This window comes from Pseudomonas sp. H11T01, assembly GCF_048515765.1.
Taxonomy (GTDB): Bacteria; Pseudomonadota; Gammaproteobacteria; order Pseudomonadales; family Pseudomonadaceae; genus Aquipseudomonas.
In genome coordinates this window covers 1-17,402 of the sequence record NZ_JBLYED010000047.1, presented here as the reverse complement: position 1 = coordinate 17,402, position 17,402 = coordinate 1, and the positions used below count along the sequence as shown (strand labels likewise).

The window sequence follows — 17,402 nt, the reverse complement described above, 5'->3', positions numbered from 1 at the left end:
GTTTCGTAACGGCGGTCAGAAACGGCCGCCTGTGTGCTTTCTTTCACTGCGTAGCGCGGCCCATAATCGGCAACCTGTGCACTGATGGCCGTGAGCCCAGAATGACAATGACCCCAGAACTCTCCGTAGCGCCTGACGAGCCTGCTCTCCAGCCGCGCAAGAGTCGCAAGAACAACCCGGAAAAGACCCGCGAGAACATTCTTCAAGAAGCCATTGTCGAGTTCGTCCAGCAGGGGCTTTCGGGTGCGCGTGTCGATGCCATCGCCGAGCGTATCCACACCTCCAAACGCATGATCTATTACTACTTCGGCAGTAAGGAACAGCTCTACGTCGAGGTGCTGGAGAAACTCTACGGTGATATCCGCAGCACCGAGAACCGTCTGCTCCTGACTGAGCTGGAACCCCGAGAGGCGATTCGGCGGCTGGTGGAATTCACCTTCGATCACCACGACCGCAACGTCGACTTCGTGCGCATCGTCAGCATCGAGAACATTCACAACGCTGAATATGTGAAGCAGTCCGACGCGATCAAGGCGATGAACAACACTATTCTGGATTCACTGGGCGAGATTCTGCAGCGCGGTGCCGAGACGGGCGTATTCCGCAGCGGGCTTATACCGCTGGACGTGCATTTGTTGATCAGTTCGTTCTGTTTCTATCGCGTGTCGAACCGCCATACCTTCGGCGAGATCTTTCAGATCGACCTGCCGGACGAAGCGATCAAGCAGCGCCATCGCGAGATGATTTGCGAGTCGGTGTTGCGGTATTTGCAGGCCTGACCTGTGGTGAGGGGGCAAGGGCTTGCCCCCTCACCACACTTGCCCGCGAAGCTCTTAGCCATTCATGCTCTGAAAATGTTCGAGCATCCGCGGCGCATCCGGCACCACCCCGCTGAACAGTTCAAACGCCTTCACTGCCTGAAACACTGCCATGGTGCCGCCATCCAGCGTACGGCAACCCAATGCGCGGGCATTGCGCAGCAGTTCGGTTTCCAGCGGGAAGTAAACGATCTCCGCGACCCACAAGTCTGCGCGCAGCAACTCTACCGGCACCGGCGTTCCCGGTAGCTTGGCCATGCCCATCGGCGTGGTGTTTACCAAACCATCGGCTTGCGCCAGTGCACTCGGCAGATCGGCTCCCGCCCGGGCGCGACCGGCACCGAAGTGTTTGTTGAGATTGTCTGCCAGGCTTTGCGCGCGGCGGGTTTCCACGTCGAAAATACTCAACTGTTGCACACCTTCGCTCAGCAACGCATGAGCCACCGCCGCTCCGGCACCGCCAGCGCCCATTTGCACCACACGCTCGCGGGCGACGCCATTCAAGCCACGTCGAAAGCCTTCGGCGAAGCCCAGACAATCGGTGTTGTGGCCGATGCGTTTACCGTCCTTGAGCACCACGGTGTTCACCGCACCGATGCCGCGGGCCTCAGGCGAGAGTTCGTCGAGTAACGGGATGATCGCTTGCTTGCACGGGAAGGTGATGTTCAGCCCGGTGAAATTCATCCGTTCTGCGGCCAACAGCAGGTCGGGCAGGGCGTTGCTGTCGAGTTTCAACTGATCCAGATCGATCAACCGATAGAGATAGCGCAAGCCTTGGGCATCGCCTTCGTGTTCGTGCAGCGCAGGTGTGCGCGATGCCTGGATGCCCGCGCCAATCAGTCCGGCCAGTACAGCGTTGTTCTGCGACATGCCGATCACCCCTTCAACTGCTGACTGAAATGTTCCAGCGCCAGGCGGTAGCCGTTGCTGCCAAAACCGCAAAGCACCGCCTTGGCAATCGCCGACACAAACGAGTGATGACGGAACGGCTCACGGGCATGCACGTTGGACAGGTGCACTTCGATCACTGGCAATTCACTTGCCACTAGCGCATCGCGGATCGCCACCGAGGTGTGGGTCCAGGCGGCCGGGTTGATCACGATCCCGGCACAGCGCCCGCGCGCACCGTGAATCCAATCGAGCAACTCGCCCTCATGATTGGTCTGGCGAAACTCCACCACCAACCCGAATTCCTCTGCGGCGCGGCCGCATAAGGCCGATATGTCAGCCAGTGTTTCATGGCCGTAGGTCGCCGGCTCGCGGGTGCCGAGCATGTTCAGGTTCGGGCCGTTGAGCACCAGAACGATAGGGGACATAGGGGGTATCTCCGTTGTTATTTTTGGCTTTGGCTGAGGGGGATCAGCTCGTGGAGATAAATTGTACTAACTAGTTACTTCGGTCAATTGAAGGTGAGCGGTAGACGAGAAAGGATGAAAAGAAGTGTTCGGTAATCGGACATTTCAACCTGGGCAGAGGGCGGGATCGTAAGGATTGCTTACGACTTGACGCTTCAGGACAACGGCTCTTGCCCACCGCCCGAACTAGTCTCAAGTTCGGGCAGCGGTATGGAAAAAACTGCCAGCTATCGGATTCATTAAGGAAAACAGAGCCAGCAGGCTCATCAACCTAACGGATGGGTTAGCATGAAGGTATGCAGTTACAAGGGATTGGTGATGGTGGTGATGCTGCGCGACGAACATTGTCCGCCTCACGTGCATGTAGACGGAGGTAGATGGAGTGCTCGTTTCAAATTCAGCTTTTGGCATAACGGCGTTGAGCTATGGGATGTCATCCCTTATGCCCGCCGACCGCCTTTGGCTGTTCTGGAGGGCTTGCGTCAGGAGCTGAAACAAACTGCCCATTTGCAGCGTGCGCGCACTATTTGGTGGGCCAAAATTCAGACTGCCTGCCTGGATAATCAGTTATGGGATTGGCTAACAGATGAAGTGGTCGCAACGAAAAGGCTTGGCAGCACGACCTATCTAATTGAATCGGCTCGTTATGAGCTAGAGGGTAATAAAACCCTGTTGGGGCTGGTTGACGCACCAGACGGGGTGGAGATCGAACTATGAAAACGATAAAGGCCAGGGTGCCATTCGATGGGCCGGTAACCGAGGCCGCTTTGGATGAGGCGATAGAACGTGGTCTGGCTCGCCGCAGTTGCGGGGTCAATGCGACCACAGTGGAATTTCAGGAGCAGCGCCTTTCTATCGGATTTGAAGATGGAAGCGCGATTCTGCTGCCGGTGAAGAACTATCCGGAATTCGATGATTTCAAGGTCGAGGATTTCGCCGGGTTGGAGGTTGGCTTTGCAGGTACTGCGATCTGTCATGAGGCGCGGGATTTACAGGTTTCCATCGCCGGCCTGATATCAGCCAGCAAACCGTTGATGGATATGGCGGCAGTGGTGATCGCCTCTCGTAACGGTCGTCAGAGCAGTGATGCCAAAGCGCGGGCGGCCCGTGCCAACGGCAAAAAGGGTGGTCGCCCGCGCAAGGCCGATGTAGCCCTTTAAACAGGATCCAAACAAAACAGCCGTCATTGCGACGGCTGTTTTTGTTTATCAGAGCAGTTTCAGCGCCGGGTCAACAACACCCCGGACTCCATGTGATGGGTCCATGGGAACTGGTCGAACAATGCACATTGGGTGATGCGGTGGGTGTCGTGCAGTTGCGCGATATTGGCTGCGAGCGTCTCGGGGTTGCACGAGATATAGAGGATATTCTCGAAACGTCGGGTCAGCTCGCAAGTATCCGGGTCCATGCCGGCGCGAGGCGGGTCGACGAACACACTGCCAAACTCGTAGCTCTTGAGGTCAATGCCATGCAGGCGACGGAACGGGCGAACCTCGTTGAGGGCTTCGGTCAGTTCTTCAGCAGACAAACGCACCAGGATGACGTTATCCACAGCGTTTTCGCTGAGGTTGCTCAGCGCGGCATTCACCGAAGTCTTGCTGATCTCGGTGGCCAGCACTTTGCGCACACGGGTCGCCAGCGGCAGGGTGAAGTTACCGTTGCCGCAATACAGCTCCAGCAAATCGTCGGAGCGCTCGCCAAGGGCGTCGAACGCCCAGTTGAGCATCTTCTGGTTGACCGTGCCATTGGGCTGAGTGAACGCGCCTTCCGGTTGGCGGTAGCTGAACGTGCGGCTGCCAACGTCGAGTTTTTCGACCACATAATCGCGCCCGATTACCTCGCGCTTGCCCTTGGAGCGGCCAATTACGCTGACATTCAAGTCGGCGGCCAGCTTCTGGGCAGCCACGTGCCAGTGCTCATCCAGCGGGCGGTGATAGCACAGAGTGATCATCGCATCGCCGGCCAGGGTGGTCAGGAAATCCACCTGAAACAGTTTGTGACTCAAGGCAGCGCTGGCTTGCCATGCGGCCTTGAGCTGCGGCATCAATTGATTGATGCGCAGGCTGGCGATCGGGAACTCTTCGATGAGGATAGGCGTGCGATTGTCCCCCGGGGCGAACATCGCGTAGTGGCGCTGGCCGTCTTCGCGCCACAGGCGGAATTCGGTGCGCAGGCGGAAATTTTTCAGCGGTGAGTCGAACACCTGAGGCTCGGGCGCATCGAACGGCGCCAGCAATTCGCGCAGGCGCGCAGCTTTTTCGTCGAGCTGACGGGTGTAGGACTCGGTGTCGAAAGACGGAGCACTCATGCGTTGAACCAACCCAACTTGATCACAAACAGAATCGACAGAATCACCAACGCGGAGTTCAGTTCACGGCCTCGGCCGGACAGCAATTTGATCGCAGTCCAGGAAATGAAACCGAAGGCGATGCCGTTGGCGATGGAATAGGTGAACGGCATGGCCAGCGCAGTGACTACCACAGGTGCGGCAACGGTGATGTCGTCCCAGTCTATTTCAGCCAGACCTGAGGTCATCAATACCGCGACGAACAGCAAGGCTGGAGCGGTAGCGAATGGCGGAACGCTGCTGGCCAGTGGCGAGAAGAACAGCGCCAACAGGAACAGGATCGCCACGACAACGGCGGTCAAACCGGTACGGCCACCGGCGCTGACGCCTGCTGCCGACTCGATGTAGCTGGTGGTGGTCGAGGTGCCCAGCAAGGAACCGGCCATGGCGGCAGTACTGTCGGCGATCAGGGCACGGCCCATTTTCGGCATGTGGCCGTCCTTGCCCATCAGCCCGGCGCGTTTGGCTACACCGATCAGCGTGCCGGAGTTGTCGAACAGGTCGACGAACAAGAAGGCGAAGATCACGCTGACCAGACCGATGTCCAGCGCGCCTTTGATGTCCAGTTGCAGGAAGGTCGGCGCCAGCGATGGCGGTACCGACATCACGCCACCGAACGGGGTAAAGCCCATCAGGATCGAGACGATGGTCACCGAAAGAATACCGATCAGTACCGCTCCGCGAACCTTCAGTGCTTCAAGGGCGACGATCAGCACAAAACCGAGGGTGGCGAGGATAGGAGCCGGTTGTTTCAGGTCGCCCAGGCCAACCATGGTGGCCGGATTGCTGACCACGATACCGGCGTTATGCAGGGCGATAATTGCGAGAAACAGGCCAATACCGGCGGCAATCGCTGAACGCAACGCCAGCGGGATGCTGTTGATGATCCATTCGCGGATGCGGAAGATCGACAGCAGGAAAAACATCACCGCCGAGATGAACACCGCCCCCAGCGCCACTTGCCAGGTGTGGCCCATGTGCAGGACGACGGTGTAGGTGAAGAAGGCGTTCAAGCCCATGCCCGGCGCCAGAGCGATCGGGTAGTTGGCGATCAGGCCCATCACGGTCGAGCCGATGGCTGCCGCCAGACAGGTCGCGACAAACACTGCACCCTTGTCCATGCCGGTCTCGCCGAGGATGCTCGGGTTGACGAACAGAATGTAGGCCATGGCCAGGAAGGTCGTGAGGCCCGCAAGAATCTCAGTCTGCACGTTGGTGTTGTGTGCCTTGAGTTGAAACAGCCTTTCCAGCATGTCTGCTCCCCGTGGCGCGCTCGGCGCCGTGAATGTATCGACTTCAACAGCAAAGCACAGACTGCCTGAGGCGCCTGTTGATTTTCTGTGGGTCGGAAAAAGCCGCGCATCATACCAGCCGCACACACGGATGGCTGCCTGTGCGTGCGAGAGAAACGCTGATGGAAAATTGCACGTATCCGCAGAGCGTTGTTAACCGAACCCCGTGCTTGAACGATTAACGCGCGGGTATGAAAGATACAGCGTCAAGGCATCCGTGGACCGATATATAGGTACTGCAACTCACTCGGCGTCCTGCCTTAGGGTGTGGACTCCACCTGTGCTCAGCCTTGAGGGGTGGCTGGTGACGAGCTCACCTGATATTCATATCAACCATAATCGAGATCTAAGTATGAAGTGTTTAATTTTGCTACCTCTGATTGGCTTATTGTTAATTGCAGGTCAGGCGTCTGCGGCATGCACAAATATCAGAGACAGCTACAGTGGAGTTGTACCTGCGAATTCATTCGTTATTGTGAAAGGGCCTTTTACCATAACGGGTGCAAATGGATGTCGGCAGGCCAATATAAACTCTACTATAAAAGCATCAGGCGCGGGATCAGCTCCAGACCTGTATATTGATCGGCTGATTGGATTAACCTGGACGCAGGTAGCCGGTGGAACGGGTGCTAATGCATCGACGCTCAGCCCTCTGGGCACGTATAGAGTTCGGCACGTTAATAGACTTTCTGCCGCAAGAGGCTACTCGGGAACCACCGCGTACAGTAGATAAGCGCTATCGCTATCCGATGTGCGCAGGGTTTTAAGCTCCGCGAGCATCGGCGTTAATCAAGCACGCTCGCTAACAGAGAGATTGTTCTGAGAGGAGTGTGCAAAATAAGACAGTGCGTTTGTAACTTTGTTCGCTCCCAGCAAGGCCTGTGTCACATACTTGAAAGAATCTTGAGCAGCGCTTGCTGGATTGGCGCGTGCATAGTCCTGATTCTCAGTAAGCATCTGATTAAACATAGCGATAGCATTGAATTTCACATCTTTGTCTGTTTGTTGCCCATTTGAGTCACACGCCATATTTCCTGACACAAATTGGGCAGCAACCCCCCGATCTATCAAGCCGCTCTCCTGCAGTTTTGAACCGATTTTTGCTAATTCGTTTGTACTGATAGAGGTCAGATCATACCCTTTCAAAAAATTTTTCAATTCATTAATAGAGGCTTCACCTGAAACATTCAGGATGCGTGCAGCCTCGTCCGTGTTTGTAATAGTGTGAGCGTTTTGAGTTTCTTTGGGGTTCTTGATTACGTATGCGTCGGCTTGCTTCGACATGATAGGTGAAGTGATTTTTACATTCATTGAGAAGAACCTCCATAAATAGAACACGTCAGGCCCTTCATCGCGTTCTTGAACTCCGTCGAAACGGGTGTTTTGCGGGTTGATCTGTTGTTTGACTGTAATGCGCTGAGTGAAACATTAACGCCGGTTACACACATGGCAAACTCCCTGTTTTGTTGTGGGGGGCAGCGTGCTCCTAAGCAGGCGGCGGAGAGGTATTAGCAATGCCTATGCCAGTCAGTGAGCTAAAGGCGAAGTGGGGTTTTTTATTGTGCTTTTTTAAATTGAAACTTTTCTGTTTCTTATATTTTTGTAATCTTTTTCTTTAGTGGTTGTAGTTGTTTTATGGTTGTTCTGTAGCCTGTAGTTAAGTTGCATCAAGGGCGGCAAAACATTGCCTTACAGTGGAAAAAGACTGCCGCTCATTCAACGAGCGTGTGCCAGTCGTGCAAGGACGTTCTGCTGTGTTTTGCCTCGTCACGGTCTGATGCATACTGCGCGCACGTTTTTGGGGGGTATATGAAGAGCAGATTCAACGGTATTTCCGTGATTGCTGGCCTGTGGGTCGCGATGGCTGCGTTGATGGGGGCGCAAACGGCCGCCGCCGCTTCGGCCCCGCCACTGAGTGAGGTGAAAATTCTCAAGGTCCAGTCACCCGCCTGTGGCTATGAAGATGTGGCGGATGGCCGTAAACAGACCCAATGCAATCACGGCGCCGGGACTATCAGGGTTTTCGTGCTGGAACAGGGTTATGGCCGTAACCCGACCGTCGCGTTGGACGGTTTTGTTGTGAACGGCACTAAAACAAGAGTGTGCGGGGACGGCGGCAACGGTTTGGGGGAGTGTTCCGGTTCGGCGAAGATCGTCGGCTACCTCTACGTCTTCGATCTGGTCGGTAAACAGGAGGGTACCTTCACCTTCCGCAACACCTCCATCAATGCGCCCGGAAACACGATGTCAGCGCAGATCTACATCAAGTAATCGCACTGCCCGGACGCTTGTAGCGAAAGCTGACTAAGCTTTAAAGATCATTGTGTGGAACCAGCCCATGACCTTTAGAGCCCTGATCACCCTCGCCGAAGGCATCGACGACCTGCAAAGCGTGACGCTTATAGACGTGCTGCGCCGCGCCAAAATAGAAGTGGTAGTGGCCAGCATCGAGTCGCGGCGCATGCTCACCTGCGCGCGCGGTACTCGCCTGACCGCTGACGCCATGCTGGTGGATGTGTTGGCGCAGCATTTCGACTTGATCGTACTGCCCGGAGGAATAGTCGGCGTGCAGAATTTGGCGGCCCATCAACCCTTGCTGCAATTGGTCAAAAGCCAGGCGACCGCCGGACGCCTGTTTGCAGGTATCGCTGAAGCCCCGGCGGTGGCCTTGCAGACATACGGGGTTCTGCGCCAGCGACGCATGACTTGCCTGCCAACGGTCAGCCATTACTTGTCCGGCTGCAACTTCATCGACCAGCCGGTTGTGGTGGACGGCAACTGCATCACCGCCCAAGGCTCCGGAGCGACGCTGCAGTTGGCGTTGACCCTGGTGGAGCAACTCTGCGGCAAGGGCAAACGGGCGGCGGTGGCGGGGGAGTTGCTGGTTTAGCGGTGTTCATAAACTAGAAAACGGACTTTTCAGACTTTTATTTCGACACTCACATCCGCATGCATGCGGTCGCGACTGGCCAGGGTCGGGAACAGTTTGACCCACACCCCGGTGACTATCAGCGTGCCAATTCCACCGAGCACCACTGCTGGCACGGTGCCGAGCCAATGGGCGGTCAGTCCGGATTCGAACTCACCCAATTGGTTCGAAGCGCCAATGAACAAACCGTTCACCGCACTGACTCGGCCGCGCATTTCATCCGGGGTTTCCAGCTGTACGAACGAGGCGCGGATCACCATGCTGATCATGTCCGCCGCGCCGAGTACCACCAGCACCGCGAGGGAGAACCAGAACGAGGTCGACAGGCCGAAGGCAATAGTCGCGACACCGAACACGCCGACTGCGGTGAACATGATTCGTCCGACCTGGCGCTCCACGGCAAAACGCGCCAGCCACAGCGACATCAGCAAGGCGCCGACAGCGGGGGCGGAGCGCAGCAATCCCAAGCCCCACGGCCCCGTGAGCAGGATGTCTTTGGCGAATACCGGCAGCAACGCTGTCGCACCGCCAAGCAGTACAGCGAACAGGTCCAGCGATATCGCCCCAAGAATGTCCGGGCGACTGCGAATGAAACGAACCCCGGCCAGCAGCGAATCCAGCGTGGCTTTGCCTTTGTTCAGCGGCGTCTGCCGGGCGGGCAGGTTGAGCATCAGCAGGCAGGCAATGATGTACAAAATCACCGTTGGGCCGTAGACCCAGACGCTGCCGAAGGCGTATAGCAAACCGCCCAGGGCCGGCGCGACGATGGTGGCCGATTGCTGGGCTGACTGCGAAGCGGCAACGGCTCGCGGGAACAGCGCGCTGGGGACGATGGTCGGTAGCAACGCTTGAGTCGTCGGCATTTCGAACGAGCGGGCGGCACCCAGCAGGAACGCGAGGATGAAGATCATTTCCCGGGTGACGTTGTCGGTGGCGCTGCCGATGACCAGGGCCAATGCGATCAATGCTTGCAGGGATTGGCAGATGGCCGCGATCTTGCGCCGGTCATAACGATCCGCCACATGCCCGGTGTGGAGCATGAACAGCACTCGCGGAGCGAACTCCACCAGCCCGACCCAGCCGAGGTCCAGGACATTGCCGGTCAGTTGATAGAGGTTCCAGCCGATGGCCACAGTGAGCATCTGGAAACCACTAGCGGTAAACACCCGAGCCAGCCAGAACGCGATGAAAGGGCGGTGATGACGCAACAGCAGCGGGGCTTGGCTAGGCATCTGAAAAGGCAGGTCTGAGCGGGGGGGAAATCGAGATTATCACCAAGCTGTAAGCAGAAGTTGCAGGCGCAGGAAATTTAGTTAGCTAGACACCTAATCCGCCAGCAACGCCACAGTACCCGGTGAGGCAACCTGTCACGCGACAAAAGACCACACAGTACAGGCCCAAAAATCGGACTACTCTTTGATCGTTGCTTGATCCAGATCAATTCCTTCGCGGGAATTGCTCCGGCGGCCAGATGGCCAGAACTCCTGCGTTGTGATGGTTTAGAAAAGAACGAATTCGCCACACTCCATATCCGTGGGGACAGTGGGTGCAGGCCTGACGCCCGCAACCGGTATTACCTGACAGAGGAAGACTTATGTTCGGATTGGAGGCACTTGATCTCGCCCGAATTCAGTTCGCGTTCACCATCTCATTCCACATCCTGTTTCCGGCCATCACTATCGGTCTGGCGAGTTACCTTGCGGTGCTTGAAGGCCTGTGGCTGAAGACGCATAACGATACCTACCGCGATCTGTACCATTTCTGGTCGAAGATCTTTGCCGTCAATTTCGGCATGGGGGTGGTTTCCGGGCTGGTTATGGCCTATCAGTTTGGTACCAACTGGAGCCGTTTCTCCGATTTCGCCGGGTCCGTCACCGGGCCGCTGCTGACGTATGAAGTGCTCACGGCATTCTTCCTTGAAGCGGGCTTCCTCGGCGTTATGTTGTTTGGCTGGAACAGGGTCGGGCGCAAGCTGCACTTCTTCGCAACGGTCATGGTAGCGATCGGGACGATCATTTCTACCTTCTGGATTTTGGCTTCCAACAGTTGGATGCAGACTCCGCAAGGCTATGAAATCGTCAATGGCCAAGTGATCCCGGTTGACTGGCTGGCGGTGATTTTCAACCCGTCGTTCCCATATCGTCTGATGCACATGGCCACCGCTGCTTTTGTCGCCACGGCCTTCTTCGTCGGTTCGTCTGCTGCCTGGCATCTGTTGCGTGGCCGCGACAATCCGGCGATCCGCACAATGCTGTCGATGGCGATGTGGATGGCCCTGATCGTGGCACCGATTCAGGCGGTCATCGGCGACTTCCACGGCCTCAATACCCTCAAGCATCAACCGGCGAAAATTGCGGCGATCGAAGGTCACTGGGAAAATATCGGCGATGAACCGACCCCGTTGATCCTGTTCGGCTGGCCAGACATGAAAGCCGAGAAGACCCGTTTTGCCGTAGAGATTCCGTACCTGGGCAGCCTGATCCTGACCCACTCGCTGAACGAACAAGTACCGGCACTCAAGGATTTCCCACCTGAAGACCGGCCGAATTCGACCATTGTGTTCTGGTCGTTCCGGGTCATGGTTGGCCTTGGAATGCTGATGATCTTCACCGGTTTGTGGAGCCTCTGGCTGCGCAAGCGCGACACCCTGTACTCGTCTCGTCCGTTCCTTTACCTGGCGTTGTGGATGGGCCCCTCTGGTCTGATCGCAATCCTTGCCGGCTGGTTCACCACCGAGATTGGTCGTCAGCCGTGGGTGGTCTACGGATTGATGCGCACGGCGGATGCCTCGTCCGGGCATAGCTTCACGCAAATGAGCATCACCCTCGCGCTGTTCGTCGTGGTGTATTTCTCGCTGTTCGGTGTGGGCCTGGGTTACATGATGCGTCTGGTGCGCAAAGGTCCAGTGATCAACGAAGGTGCCGAGCCGAGCCACGGTGGTCCTGGCCAGAAACGCACGCCAGCCCGTCCGCTTTCCGCTGCTGATGATGATGGCGATCTCAGCGACAGCCTGAACAAGGGGAACTGAGTCATGGGTATTGATCTTCCGCTGATCTGGGCCGTGATCATCATCTTCGGCATCATGATGTACGTGGTCATGGATGGGTTCGATCTGGGGATCGGGATTCTTTTCCCCTTCATCAAGGGCGACCGCGACCGCGACGTGATGATGAACACCGTCGCGCCGGTCTGGGACGGTAATGAAACCTGGCTGGTGTTGGGCGGTGCGGCGCTCTTTGGCGCATTCCCGCTGGCCTATTCGGTGGTGCTCTCGGCGCTGTACCTGCCGTTGATCCTGATGCTGATCGGGCTGATCTTCCGCGGCGTTGCGTTCGAGTTTCGCTTCAAGGCCAAGGACGACAAACGCCACATCTGGGACAAAGCCTTTATCGGTGGCTCAGTGACGGCGACCTTCTTTCAGGGGGTGGCGCTTGGGGCGTTTATTGATGGTCTGCCGGTGGTCAACCGCCAGTTTGCCGGTGGTTCGCTGGATTGGTGCACGCCGTTCACGCTGTTCTGCGGCGTGGCGCTGGTAGTGGCTTATGCCTTGCTCGGCTGCACCTGGCTGATCATGAAGACCGAAGGCAAGTTGCAAGAGCAGATGCATGACCTGGCACGACCGTTGGCGTTCGTAGTGTTGGCGGTGATCGGCATCGTCAGCCTATGGACCCCGCTGGCCCACGCCGAGATCGCGGCACGCTGGTTTACCCTGCCGAACCTGTTCTGGTTCCTGCCGGTGCCGATTCTGGTGCTGGTGACCATGTACGGTTTGATCCGCGCGGTGGCCCGCAATGCGCATTACACGCCGTTCCTGCTGACCCTGGTGCTGATCTTCCTCGGCTACAGCGGTCTGGGTATCAGCCTGTGGCCAAACATCGTGCCGCCATCGATCTCTATCTGGGACGCCGCCGCGCCGCCACAGAGTCAGGGCTTCATGCTGGTCGGCACGCTATTTATCATCCCGTTCATCCTGGGCTACACCTTCTGGAGCTACTACGTGTTCCGCGGCAAGGTCACCCATGAAGACGGTTATCACTAGGTAGGGGTAGGAGCAGCCGGGCGGCGTTCCGACGATGGCGTATTTTTAGGCGCCGCCCCCCAAGAGAGGATTCCAGACAATGACCGGCAAACACTCTTTGCAGGAAATCGAACAGGCGGAAAAAAAGCCGCTCTGGCAGCGACTTGGCTGGCTGGTAGTGATCTGGACCGGCAGCGTGCTGGCCCTGGCGATCGTCGCCGGCCTGATGCGCATGTTCATGAACGCCGCCGGCCTGACCACTCACTGAAATTCACGACACCCAATCCCATCCCGTTGCCTTGCGGCACGGATTTATAACCCTCCTTATGGAGGGTTTTTTTACCTGGAATTCGAGCGTTATTTACGCGCCTTGAGAATCACAAATTTGGGCGTGGCCGCCACTTGCTCGACACCGCGGAACAGCCGGGCGAGTTTGCTGTGATAGCCCAGATGACGGTTACCGACGATATACAACGCGCCGCCGACCACCAATGCTTCACGGGCTTGTTGGAACATTCGCCAGGCGAGGAAATCACCGACTACCTGCTGCTGGTGAAACGGCGGGTTGCACAGCACCACGTCGAGGGATTGCGGCTCTTGACCGGCTAGGCCATCGCCTGCGCGGATGGTCACTTCGCGTTCACCGAGTGCGGCGCGCCAGTTCTCTGCCGCCGATTGCACCGCCATAAAGGATTCGTCCACCAGCGTGTACTGAGCCTCGGGGTTTTGCAGCGCACTGGCGATGGCCAGCACACCGTTACCGCATCCCAGGTCGGCGACCCGCGCATTGCCCAGGTTTTTCGGCAGGTGCGGTAGAAACGCTCGAGTACCGATATCCAGGCCTTCGCGGCAGAACACATTGGCATGATTCAACAATTCTATCGCCGGCTCGTCGAGGATGTAACGAGTCGGGTAGGGCGATACAGCCGGCTTTTTGCTCTCGGGTGTGGCAATCAGCAGGCGGGCCTTTTTTACCGCCAGCGAAGCCTGCACCGGGCCGATATAGCGCTCCAGCAGATCGCCGGCGGCGCGTGGCAGGTGCTTGACCATGGCCGCTGCGATCACCTGCGCACCGGGAGCCAGCTGGTCTTGCAGTCGAATCAGTTGTTCTTCCAGCAAAGCCAGGGTTTTTGGCACCCGGATCAACACCCGGTCGAATGGTCCGCTCGGCACTTCGCTGGCGGGCACGATCGACACGGCGTCGAAGGCCTGGCCGTTGCGCACCAGGTTTTTCTCCAGCGCCTGGACGCCCAGAAACGAGTCGCTGCTGCTGGTGACCTGTGCATGTCCGACCAGGCTGGCGGCCAGAGCGCCAAAGCTGTCGTTGAGCACCAATACCCGGGTATCCGCTGCCGGCTGTTGCTTGGCCAGATAATTGAGCAGGTATTCATCGGCAGCGTCGAAGGCCTGCAATGGCTCGTTCTGTTGTTCAGGCTGGCGGATCAGGTCGAGTTGGGCGAAGGGACTGTCGAGCAGGGGCATGGGGCGGGGACTCTGGGTAATCAACGGGTGTCCCGCAGGGCCTGGGCGGCTTTGATGCGTGCAGGTCCGACTGAGTGAACTACGTCGCGGTGAGGGGGCAACTCGCGTCATCGCTCAGATGGGGCCGCAAATGGTACGTTTTTTTCTTATGGATTACTCGCAGGTTTTTATGGAGTCGCAAAGCGTGGGGTTGATCCGTCTTCAGCTATTGCACTGTTGGGGGCCGAGCCATCCCTTCAGGCTAGCCTGCACCACCGCCGAGATCTTATTGTTGACGCCCAGCTTCTTTATCGAGCGGCTCACATGGAAATTCACGGTCCGCTCCGAGAGGTTGAGGATGGTTGCGATGTCGGAGGCGGTCTTGCCCTCAGCAGACCATTTCAGGACTTCTATTTCCCGGGTCGATAAACAGGGGGCCAGAAGAAAAGTGGCGTCGGGTAACATCTTCTGCGAGACGATCGAGTGCAGTGCATTGCTTAGCCAGATCAACTGACCGGTCTTCCCATAGAGCTCCTTGGCGGTGATTGGGTAACGGCTTCGCGAGAGGCTCAATACGCTGAAAAAACCACGAAGATTATGCACCGATTGCGACCAGCCATGACGCATCCCATAAGCTTGCGTCTCTTCCCAAAAGGCTGGGGCGGTAGAGAACGCGTTGTCGTCCCAGAGGATAGGCCAAACCGACTGACTGCAATATTTTACGATCGGATCTATCGCGACATAGTTATGCGTGTCGTATTTTTTGTTCCATTCCTCTGGGTAGTTGTTGATCTTTATAGTGTGTGTTGGAGTACTTTTCGAGTGAGGGCTCACCGCAAATGCGCAGTACTCAAATCCCATCTCGTAAACAAGGCTGAGAGCGACTTCGAATATGGAGTGTATATCGTTACCTTGAGTCAATAGCTGTAGCTGGGCTTCCTTCCAGATTGCCATTGGTAATTCTCCATGCTTGATGCTTCACGAGGGATTAAATATTGGATCCAATGCAGATTGGGCGAGTGTAGGATATTTCTTACGATATGGTTGGGAATTTTTCGCTCTGGAAATGACCGCGTTGTGCTCGATTTGATTCTTAGGCGCGTAAAGATCAGGTATCTCAGGAAGCAAAGTTTAAAAGGGTGGCGATTTAATGGCGCTATTTTTATTTTTTATGTAGTTGAGAAATTATGCAGTTAAAAATTAACGCTCACTGCCAGGTCCGTAACTGACCGTTTCGTTAATTTGGCGATTTTATTGAGTGGTGGGACGGCCCTCACACAGCTCTATACCATTACAAATCGCCGGTGTTCCCGCGCTCGGCTTTGCGGGAAACTGGGGTTATCTGTCCAATGGAGCGCCCCATGACCGCCAGCGCCGAGAAATTCACCCGCCAAACATTAATTGATGTACAACCGCTGACTCCAGGCCTGTTTACGTTACGCACCACCAGGGATCCAGGCTTCCGTTTCCGGGCTGGGCAATTCGCTCGCCTGGGGGTCGCCAAAGCGGACGGCAGCACGGTGTGGCGGGCGTACTCCATGGTGTCTTCGCCTCATGACGAGTTTCTTGAATTCTTTTCCATCGTGGTACCGGGTGGTGAATTCACCAGTGAACTGAGCCGATTGAGAGAGGGCGACACGTTATTGGTCGACCGTCAGGCGTTCGGTTTTCTGACCCTTGACCGCTTTGCTGACGGCCGTGATCTCTGGTTGTTATCCACAGGTACCGGCGTTGCGCCGTTTTTGTCGATCCTCCAGGATTTCGAAGTCTGGGAAAAATTCGAGCGAATCATCCTGGTCTATAGCGCGCGTGAAGCACGAGAGCTGGCCTACCAGGACCTTATCGCCGGGCTGGCACAGCGCGAGTACCTGGCTGAATACGGCCATAAACTGCAGTTCATCGCGACGATTACCCGCGAGCAGTTCCCGGGTGCCTTGAACGGTCGGATCACCCGGTTGATCGAGAGTGGTGAGCTGGAGCGAGCGGCGGGCGTGGATCTTATGGCCGAGCATTCGCGGGTAATGCTCTGTGGTAACCCGCAGATGATCGATGACACGCGCCACCTGCTTAAGAAGCGTGATATGCAACTGAGCTTGAGTCGCAGGCCCGGGCAGGTTGCAGTAGAAAGTTACTGGTAAAAAAACGGCGCCTTGATGGCGCCATTCTTTAGTGCGACAGAACTGTTCAGGGTCTGTTGTTCTGCGCTTTGAGCAGGTCGCGAATCTCGCTCAGCAGCTCTTCCTCCTTGGTCGGAACCGGCGGCAGGGTTGGCGCAACGGCCTCTTCGCGCTTCAGGCGGTTGATGGCTTTTACACCCATGAAAATCGCAAAGGCGACGATCACGAAGTCGATCATGCTCTGAATAAATTTGCCGTAAGCCAACATCACCGCCGGCGCGTTGCCTTGGGCTGCCCTGAGAGTGATCCCTAGATCACTGAAGTCCACCCCACCGATCAGCAGACCAATGGGCGGCATCACCACGTCACCTACAAATGACGAAACGATTTTGCCAAAGGCCGCGCCGATGATGATACCGACGGCCATGTCGACCACATTACCTTTGACCGCGAAGGCCTTGAACTCACTTAACACGCCCATAGGTTATTCCTTGTTACAGATGAGGTTGGTGCATGCAGTGTAAGTCAGCAAAACGCATCCTGCTCGACACAACGGCTTACGGCGCTCGGTGCCAGGCCAAAGCCTTCGCTATGGGCGAGCCCAATGTTGTCAGTCGTGCGCGGACAGAGTCGTATAGCAATTTCGGTACGCCGGCCAATTCATATAACAACGGTAGCAGGTACCTATTTACAAAATTGTCAGCACCATCGGAAAGGTTTCGGGGTTTCACAATTTCACACCGGAATCGTTCAAGAATGTGCAAAAAAGTTTACTATTGTTTAAATGTTTTCACTCATACGACTAAGAAACTGGTCGTGCCTATAAAAGTCAATTATTCAAAATAATACTTGTACGTTGAAGGTCGTAACGCCGCAACTTGGGTACAAGTTTATTCCGTATTTGTTGGGTGTCATTAGGGTTTAGTGGGGCTGTTAGAGCCAGCCCTTTCAAGGTCTTCGTTTAAACTCCCCCAAAACTCCAGTCAGGGTGACGAAAACGATGTGGGCAGAGGTTCTAGCGCGGTTTGAAAAAAAGGCACCGGCCAGTGTCATGGTCAAGTTGGC

General features: G+C 56.4%; 18 protein-coding genes. 9 read left to right on the top strand and 9 right to left on the bottom strand.

Annotated elements, in window-relative coordinates; genetic code table 11:
* The first annotated feature begins 101 nt into the window (after window positions 1–101).
* Window positions 102–779, top strand: coding sequence for a TetR/AcrR family transcriptional regulator (locus ACN1C3_RS32590; protein WP_419119837.1), 678 nt, complete (start codon window positions 102–104; stop codon window positions 777–779).
* Window positions 780–833: 54 nt separating this feature from the next.
* Here ACN1C3_RS32590 and ACN1C3_RS32585 read toward each other — a convergent pair whose 3' ends face one another.
* Window positions 834–1,688 (bottom strand): shikimate dehydrogenase, encoded by an 855-nt coding sequence (locus ACN1C3_RS32585; protein ID WP_419119836.1) that lies wholly within the window; start codon window positions 1,686–1,688, stop codon window positions 834–836.
* Window positions 1,689–1,693: 5 nt separating this feature from the next.
* Window positions 1,694–2,134, bottom strand: a complete 441-nt coding sequence (gene aroQ / locus ACN1C3_RS32580; protein ID WP_419119835.1) for a type II 3-dehydroquinate dehydratase — start codon at window positions 2,132–2,134, stop codon at window positions 1,694–1,696.
* A gap of 327 nt (window positions 2,135–2,461) precedes the next feature.
* Here aroQ and ACN1C3_RS32575 point away from each other — a divergent pair, with 327 nt between their 5' ends.
* Together ACN1C3_RS32575 and ACN1C3_RS32570 are read left to right on the top strand one after the other, a co-directional pair.
* Window positions 2,462–2,890 (top strand): DUF4160 domain-containing protein, encoded by a 429-nt coding sequence (locus ACN1C3_RS32575; protein ID WP_419119834.1) that lies wholly within the window; start codon window positions 2,462–2,464, stop codon window positions 2,888–2,890.
* Entirely contained in the window at window positions 2,887–3,333 is a 447-nt protein-coding gene (locus tag ACN1C3_RS32570) for a DUF2442 domain-containing protein (protein ID WP_419119833.1), read from the top strand. Before ACN1C3_RS32575 ends, ACN1C3_RS32570 begins: the two co-directional genes overlap by 4 nt.
* 59 nt (window positions 3,334–3,392) lie before the next feature.
* Here the strand turns inward: ACN1C3_RS32570 and trmA are convergent, their stop codons facing one another.
* The 3 genes from trmA to ACN1C3_RS32555 all read right to left on the bottom strand — a co-directional run bounded on the left by trmA (window position 3,393) and on the right by ACN1C3_RS32555 (window position 7,123).
* On the bottom strand, window positions 3,393–4,481 hold the full coding sequence (gene trmA, locus ACN1C3_RS32565) for a tRNA (uridine(54)-C5)-methyltransferase TrmA (protein WP_419119832.1): 1,089 nt from the start codon (window positions 4,479–4,481) through the stop codon (window positions 3,393–3,395).
* A complete protein-coding gene (locus tag ACN1C3_RS32560; protein ID WP_419119831.1) occupies window positions 4,478–5,773 on the bottom strand; it encodes an NCS2 family permease in 1,296 nt (431 codons plus the stop codon). The genes trmA and ACN1C3_RS32560 overlap by 4 nt, the downstream gene beginning before the upstream one ends.
* Before the next feature lie 828 nt (window positions 5,774–6,601).
* Window positions 6,602–7,123, bottom strand: coding sequence for a hypothetical protein (locus tag ACN1C3_RS32555; protein ID WP_419119830.1), 522 nt, complete (start codon window positions 7,121–7,123; stop codon window positions 6,602–6,604).
* 498 nt (window positions 7,124–7,621) lie between these two features.
* Between ACN1C3_RS32555 and ACN1C3_RS32550 the strand changes: the two genes are divergently transcribed.
* Window positions 7,622–8,083 (top strand): DUF4879 domain-containing protein, encoded by a 462-nt coding sequence (locus ACN1C3_RS32550; RefSeq protein WP_419119829.1) that lies wholly within the window; start codon window positions 7,622–7,624, stop codon window positions 8,081–8,083.
* A 67-nt stretch (window positions 8,084–8,150) separates the two neighbouring features.
* Window positions 8,151–8,702, top strand: coding sequence for a DJ-1 family glyoxalase III (locus tag ACN1C3_RS32545; protein ID WP_419119828.1), 552 nt, complete (start codon window positions 8,151–8,153; stop codon window positions 8,700–8,702).
* A gap of 29 nt (window positions 8,703–8,731) precedes the next feature.
* On the opposite strand, the gene ACN1C3_RS32540 is transcribed toward ACN1C3_RS32545, so the two are convergent.
* Entirely contained in the window at window positions 8,732–9,973 is a 1,242-nt protein-coding gene (locus ACN1C3_RS32540; RefSeq protein WP_419119827.1) for an MFS transporter, read from the bottom strand.
* 362 nt (window positions 9,974–10,335) lie between these two features.
* Between ACN1C3_RS32540 and ACN1C3_RS32535 the strand changes: the two genes are divergently transcribed.
* The 3 genes from ACN1C3_RS32535 to ACN1C3_RS32525 all read left to right on the top strand — a co-directional run bounded on the left by ACN1C3_RS32535 (window position 10,336) and on the right by ACN1C3_RS32525 (window position 13,027).
* The gene (locus tag ACN1C3_RS32535; RefSeq protein WP_419119826.1) at window positions 10,336–11,769 is read left to right on the top strand and encodes a cytochrome ubiquinol oxidase subunit I; all 1,434 of its coding nucleotides are present in this window, start codon (window positions 10,336–10,338) and stop codon (window positions 11,767–11,769) included.
* Window positions 11,770–11,772: 3 nt separating this feature from the next.
* Window positions 11,773–12,780, top strand: a complete 1,008-nt coding sequence (gene cydB / locus ACN1C3_RS32530; protein WP_419119825.1) for a cytochrome d ubiquinol oxidase subunit II — start codon at window positions 11,773–11,775, stop codon at window positions 12,778–12,780.
* 79 nt (window positions 12,781–12,859) lie between these two features.
* Window positions 12,860–13,027 carry a DUF2474 domain-containing protein gene (locus ACN1C3_RS32525; protein WP_419119824.1) on the top strand — a complete coding sequence of 56 codons (168 nt, stop codon included), beginning with the start codon at window positions 12,860–12,862 and terminating at the stop codon, window positions 13,025–13,027.
* Between the two features lie 89 nt (window positions 13,028–13,116).
* On the opposite strand, the gene ACN1C3_RS32520 is transcribed toward ACN1C3_RS32525, so the two are convergent.
* Window positions 13,117–14,241, bottom strand: a complete 1,125-nt coding sequence (locus tag ACN1C3_RS32520; protein WP_419119823.1) for a methyltransferase — start codon at window positions 14,239–14,241, stop codon at window positions 13,117–13,119.
* 201 nt (window positions 14,242–14,442) lie between these two features.
* Window positions 14,443–15,174 carry an autoinducer binding domain-containing protein gene (locus ACN1C3_RS32515; protein ID WP_419119822.1) on the bottom strand — a complete coding sequence of 244 codons (732 nt, stop codon included), beginning with the start codon at window positions 15,172–15,174 and terminating at the stop codon, window positions 14,443–14,445.
* 407 nt (window positions 15,175–15,581) lie between these two features.
* Here ACN1C3_RS32515 and ACN1C3_RS32510 point away from each other — a divergent pair, with 407 nt between their 5' ends.
* On the top strand, window positions 15,582–16,358 hold the full coding sequence (locus tag ACN1C3_RS32510) for a ferredoxin--NADP reductase (RefSeq protein ID WP_419119821.1): 777 nt from the start codon (window positions 15,582–15,584) through the stop codon (window positions 16,356–16,358).
* A 46-nt stretch (window positions 16,359–16,404) separates the two neighbouring features.
* On the opposite strand, the gene mscL is transcribed toward ACN1C3_RS32510, so the two are convergent.
* Entirely contained in the window at window positions 16,405–16,818 is a 414-nt protein-coding gene (gene mscL, locus ACN1C3_RS32505; protein WP_419119820.1) for a large-conductance mechanosensitive channel protein MscL, read from the bottom strand.
* Between the last annotated feature and the right edge of the window lie 584 nt (window positions 16,819–17,402).